Below are 5,390 nucleotides of genomic sequence, written 5' to 3' on the forward strand. Positions count from 1 at the left end.
GGAGGTGACTAAGATTGAACCATTGGTGGTCTCAAAATAGGGGCGCACTACACCCTGGTCTGTTTCTGGCTCATGTACAATGAGGGTGAATGGTCAAAACCATTGACACCAAAACGCTAATTGTGCACATCAAAGAAGCCCTGGAAGACAAGAAGGCCGATAATGTGGTCGCACTGGATCTGACCGGCGTTTCCGACACGCTGGACTATTTTGTGATCGCCACCGGGACTTCCCAGCCCCACCTGCAAGCCCTCGAGCGGGGCGTGCGGGAAAAACTGCAAGAAAACGAAGGCATTCGGGCCAACAAGGTGGAAGGCCCCAGCCCGCGCTGGGTACTCCTCGACTATGGCACGGTGCTGGTGCACCTGATGAGTGCGGAGGCCCGCGAGTATTACGACCTGGAAGGCTTCTGGGCCGACGCGAAGCGTATATAACCCCTGGCTGCCTGTTGTGTCTACCCCCTTTCGCACCACCAGTACAAATCCAAAAAGCCTCGAGTTCGACCCGTTTGCCGCGCGTAACCCTTTGCCGAACCCGCTCGAGCAAATCCTGGCGTTCCGTCTATCGCCCGACCGCCTCTTTCGTCTTCGGACTCTCGCCCAGGGCGTTTTCGCCGGTGAATTCACGGCCCAGGATCAGGGTGTGGATGTCGTGGGTGCCCTCGTAGGTGTCCACGGTTTCCAGGTTCAGCATGTGGCGGATGGAGTGGTACTCGAGCGTAATCCCACTACCCCCCAGGATTTCACGGGCAGCCCTGGCCCCGTTTAGCGCAGCCCGCACGTTATCGCGCTTGCCCAGCGAGACCTGGGCCGGCTTGAGCCTGCCGGCGTCCTTGAGCTGGGCCAGGCGCCAGGCCAGGAGCAGGCCCTTGGTGTGGTCGGCGGCCATGCGAACCAGCTTCTCCTGCACCAGCTGGCGGCTGGCAATGGGGGAACCAAAAGTAACACGGCTCTTGGCATAGTCGAGCGCCTCGGTGTAGACCGCTTCCAGTGCCCCCAGCGCCCCCCAGGCGATGCCGTAGCGGGCCTGGGTAAGGCAGGAGAGCGGCCCTTTGAGGCCTTTAACACCTGGGAGCATTGCGCTGGCCGGAACCCGCACCTCTTCCAGCACCAGCTCGCTGGTGACCGAGGCCCGCAGACTGGCCTTGTGCATTATCTTGTTGGCCTTGAAACCTTTGGCATGGGTGGGTACCACAAAGCCGCGCACCACGCCCTCGTCGTCCTTGGCCCAGACCACCGCCAGATGCGCCAGGTTGCCGTTGGTGATCCACATCTTGGTGCCGCTAAGGATGTAGTCGCTGCCGTCCCGCCGGGCGCGGGTCTTCATGTTGGCGTCGGGGTCGCTTCCGCCGTCGGCCTCGGTCAGGCCGAAGCAGCCTACGTACTCGCCGGTAGCGAGCCTGGGCAGGTATTCGCGCTTCTGCTCTTCGGAACCGAAGGCGTAGATGGGGTACATCACCAGGCTGCTCTGCACACTACAAAAGGAGCGGATGCCAGAGTCTATACGCTCGAGCTCGTAGCTCACCACCCCATAAGAGGCCGCGCTGGCCCCCATACCGCCGTACTCAGTGGGGATGCTGGTGCCCAGAAAGCCCATCTGGCCAAACTTTTTGATCAGGTGGGTGGGAAACTCGGCATTTTCCCACCACTCAGCAATGTGCGGCAGACACTCCGCTTCTAAGAACTTGCGCGCAGTCTTCTGAATTTCGCGCTCCTCGGGGGTAAGCAGCTCGGCCACCTGGTAGAAGTCAAACATGGGAAACCTCGAGTTTCGATTGTACTTCAGCGCCTCAGCAAGTACCGCTTCTCGCCCCCAGATTCCGTCTTGCCACCATGGTGCGCATCAAAGGAGCTCTCGGTTTGCTCTGGACTTTCGAGCTGCAATACCCTTTGTGAAGGGTGCGAGATGTTCACTTCTCCCCCATTCTGCGGTAACCAAACCACAGCGCCAGCACCACGGGAATCAGGGTTGCGGCTACCACGATTAACAACCACCAGGAGCCTTCGCCACTATCCAGGTAGTTGGTCTGGCGCTGAGTAATAGCCAGGTACACCGGACGGCTGGCCAACACCACCAGCAGACCTGAGTGCAGCAAGATCAAGCCCATGTACAAAAAACCTCCCATTCCGATGGGTACCTCGGCAGGGTTCGAGGCATCGAACTTGGGGAAGGCGGCCCCCAGGCCCACGCCGATGCCCGCTGCCGCGATGGCCGAGGCCAGCCCCAAAACCAGGGAGATCTGGGTCAGGTTCTCGTCCAAACCGATCACCCTGGGCGAGTAGTAGCCCAGGGCAAGGCCCAGCGGCAACAGAAAGAACAGGGCCAGCCCGAAGCGGGTCAGGAGGATGGTTCGCCGGGAGACCGGGCCGGTCTGGAGCATCCAGTAGCCCTGGCCCTCGAGGCTATACAGTGGATAGGCCAGCCGCACCCCCACCCCCCCAATCACAAAGCCCTGGAAGGCCAGGTGCATGAAACCCGCCACCAGTTGAAACCGGGCATCCCCCAGGGGGATGTACTGCAAGCTGGTGGTATACAGCAAGACCAGCACCCCCACCAGAATCAGCTGGGAGGCCTGGTTGGCATCGCGGAAGAACAGGCGCAGGTCGCGCACCCACAGCGCCCAGGCCACGCTGGAGGTCGTCCAGCGATCCAGCAGGCCGGGGCGCAGGATGCCGCGCTCGCGCACGGTGCCCTCGAGGGCCCGCACCCAGCCCTGCTGGTAGGCATAGCCGGCCACCAACCCTGCCACCAGCAATAACCCCCCCGAAAGGGCCAGCAGCAGCCAGAACTGGGGTTCTACATCACCACGGATCAGACCCTCGAGGGCCTGCTGGGCCAGGGCCGAGGGCAGAAAGGGGGCGGTGGGGTCGCGGAAGGTCTGTAGGAAGCGGTCGAGTTCCTCGGGGTTGGCGAAATCGGTCTGGAGCAGCACCTCGGGTCGCAAAGCCCGCAACAAGAAGATCAGCAAACCGCCCAGCACAGCGCCCAGCGCTGCGGCCCATTCCCGCGCCCGACCTGCCGGGGCAAAGCGTACCAGCGGCAGGGCCAGCCCCACCCCCAGCACCACCGGAAAGGCAAACAGGGCCAGCGCAAGCAGGACTGCACCCAAAAAGAAGATCGGCGGAGCATGGTAGTGTGCGCCATAGGCAAACAATACCGGCAACACCAGCAGGGTGGGAATCAGCGCGGTGGTGGTGAATACTTCACCCACCTTGAACATAAAGACCCGGCTGGCTTTTTGGGGCAGGGCCAGGTGCATGGGTAGGTCTTCGGAGGTGTAGAGTACCGCTACCGCGTTGGGAAGAGCCGAGAGCACCACCGAACTCGAGAGCACCAGCAACAAGCTACCCAGAATGCGCTCGACCAGCACATCGCGGGTGAAGGCTGCCGCCAGGCGGTTCACAAAGGCGTTGCTGCCGAGCAGTTCATTGGAGATAAAGTTTAGAAACCAGCTTGTTCCCCACCAGGCCCCATACGCCAGTCCAGCCCCCAACAACACCCCCACCAGAGCCGAGGCCGGAGCCTGGCGAAAACCGTTCCACAATAGCTGTAGCCGCAGGGTCAGCATCCAGCCTCGAGTCTAGTCCACCCGGCCCGAACCATTGGTGTGTTTGCGTCATCTTGTGATGGTATCCTCTGGCAGTAGGACTATATTTTATACCTGGTTTACCTTTACATCACTTTACATCACAGGCTCGTTTATTTGACTTTCCCGGTATCCGCCACCCCGCCTTCACCGTGCATCGGAGGGTGTGCTTGCGGTTACGGCAGCCTCCTGATCCTGACAAATGCCCCTAACCGCCCCACCTGACCCGTGCTTTAGACTGGAACAAATGTTAGTCAAAGACGTAATGAACAGCCCGGTGCTGACGGTGGATGTCTCGGTATCCCTCGAGGCCGCCTACCAGATCATGCTCCAGCACAACATCAGACACATCCCGGTTACCCGCGAGGGCCGTCTGGCTGGGATGATTACCGACCGGGATATTCGGCTGGCCTCCAGCCCCTTTGCCGCGGGGGGTGCAAAGCCCATAGACACACCGGTGGGGCAGGTGATGTCCCAACCGGTGGTCACCGGCGACCCCCTCGATCCAGTGGAAGAAGCTGCGCGAATTATGCGACAGCGCAAAATTGGGGCGCTGCCCATCCTGGATGGCGACGAGCTGGTGGGCATCGTGACCGGGATTGACCTGCTGGACGCGCTTTTGCGCCTGACCGGGGTGCAAAAGCCCAGCGGACGGCTCGAGGTCTGCCTCGAGGACCGGCCCGGTGAACTGGCCCGGTTGAGCGGGGAACTGGCCCGACACAACATCAATATCCATTCCATGCTGACCTACCCCTGCAGTGAAACAACCGTCACCACCGTGGTTCGGATCGGCACCCTGGATGTACGCAAACTGGCCCATGATCTGCGCCAGCAAGGCTACGATGTGCGCTGGCCCCCCCAGATTTCTGGCAAGAGCTTATGAGTATTCCGGTCATCTATAGCCCTCATTACCAGCTCTACAACTTTGGGCCGCAGCATCCCTTCAGCCCGGTACGGCTCGAGATGTTGCTCGATTTGCTGGGGCATCTGGGCCATCCCCTCCAGTTTGCCGAGCCTGTGCAAGCCAGCCGTGAGGATGTGCGCAGGGTGCATCTGGAGTCGTTTGTGCGGCGCGTTGAGGCCGCCGGTCGGGGTGAGCGCTCGCCCGACTTCGACCACTACGGCATCGGAACCGCCGACACCCCCATCTTCAAAGGCATGGACGAGGCCGCCCGCTGGCTGGTGGGGGGTACCCTAACCGCTGCCCGGATGATCTCGAGCGGTCAGGCCAGGGAAGTCTTGCAACTGGGTGGGGGCCTGCACCATGCCCAGAAAGACCTGGCCTCGGGCTTCTGTGTCTACAACGACCTCTCGGTGGCGATTCGCCACCTCACCGACCAGGGTTTGCGGGTAGCCTACCTGGATATTGATGTGCACCACGGCGATGGGGTGCAGTGGAATCACTACGACGAACCCGGGGTGCTGACCTTCTCGATCCACGAATCGGGCCGCTACCTCTACCCCGGCACTGGCCACACCCACGAGATCGGCAAGGCGGAGGGCACCGGACGCAAGCTGAACATCCCTCTGGAACCTTTTACCGAGGACGACTCCTACCTGGAGGTTTTGCAAATGGGCCTCGAGCCCGCCCTGCGCTGGTTTCGCCCCGACGCCATGGTAATCCAGTGCGGGGCCGACCCCCACTACCTCGACCCCCTGGCCGAAATTCTACTCACTACCAGGGCCTACACCAAAATTTTCCCGCTCCTGCGCCAGTATGTAGCCGATTTTTCGGGCGGGAATGCCGTCTATACCCTGGGGGGAGGTTACAGTCTGGACGCCACCAGCCGCATCTGGGCCATGC

The 5,390-nt window shown here is 61.4% G+C and carries 5 protein-coding genes; 3 read left to right on the forward strand and 2 right to left on the reverse strand.

The genetic code is table 11. The features are described 5' to 3' along the window. The first annotated feature begins 89 nt into the window (after positions 1 to 89). A complete protein-coding gene (gene rsfS / locus Q0288_RS17460) occupies positions 90 to 434 on the forward strand; it encodes a ribosome silencing factor (RefSeq protein ID WP_299433528.1) in 345 nt (114 codons plus the stop codon). A 127-nt stretch (positions 435 to 561) separates the two neighbouring features. Here rsfS and Q0288_RS17465 read toward each other — a convergent pair whose 3' ends face one another. Continuing rightward, entirely contained in the window at positions 562 to 1,755 is a 1,194-nt protein-coding gene (locus Q0288_RS17465; protein WP_299433531.1) for an acyl-CoA dehydrogenase family protein, read from the reverse strand. Between the two features lie 154 nt (positions 1,756 to 1,909). Further along, positions 1,910 to 3,568 (reverse strand): hypothetical protein, encoded by a 1,659-nt coding sequence (locus tag Q0288_RS17470; protein WP_299433534.1) that lies wholly within the window; start codon positions 3,566 to 3,568, stop codon positions 1,910 to 1,912. A 265-nt stretch (positions 3,569 to 3,833) separates the two neighbouring features. Here Q0288_RS17470 and Q0288_RS17475 point away from each other — a divergent pair, with 265 nt between their 5' ends. Together Q0288_RS17475 and Q0288_RS17480 are read left to right on the forward strand one after the other, a co-directional pair. Beyond that, positions 3,834 to 4,469, forward strand: coding sequence for a CBS and ACT domain-containing protein (locus Q0288_RS17475; RefSeq protein ID WP_299433537.1), 636 nt, complete (start codon positions 3,834 to 3,836; stop codon positions 4,467 to 4,469). Next, a partial coding sequence (locus tag Q0288_RS17480; protein ID WP_299433540.1) for an acetoin utilization protein AcuC occupies positions 4,466 to 5,390 on the forward strand: 925 nt, incomplete at its 3' end. The genes Q0288_RS17475 and Q0288_RS17480, both read left to right, overlap by 4 nt.

This window comes from uncultured Meiothermus sp., assembly GCF_937863175.1.
Taxonomy (GTDB): domain Bacteria; phylum Deinococcota; class Deinococci; order Deinococcales; family Thermaceae; genus Meiothermus.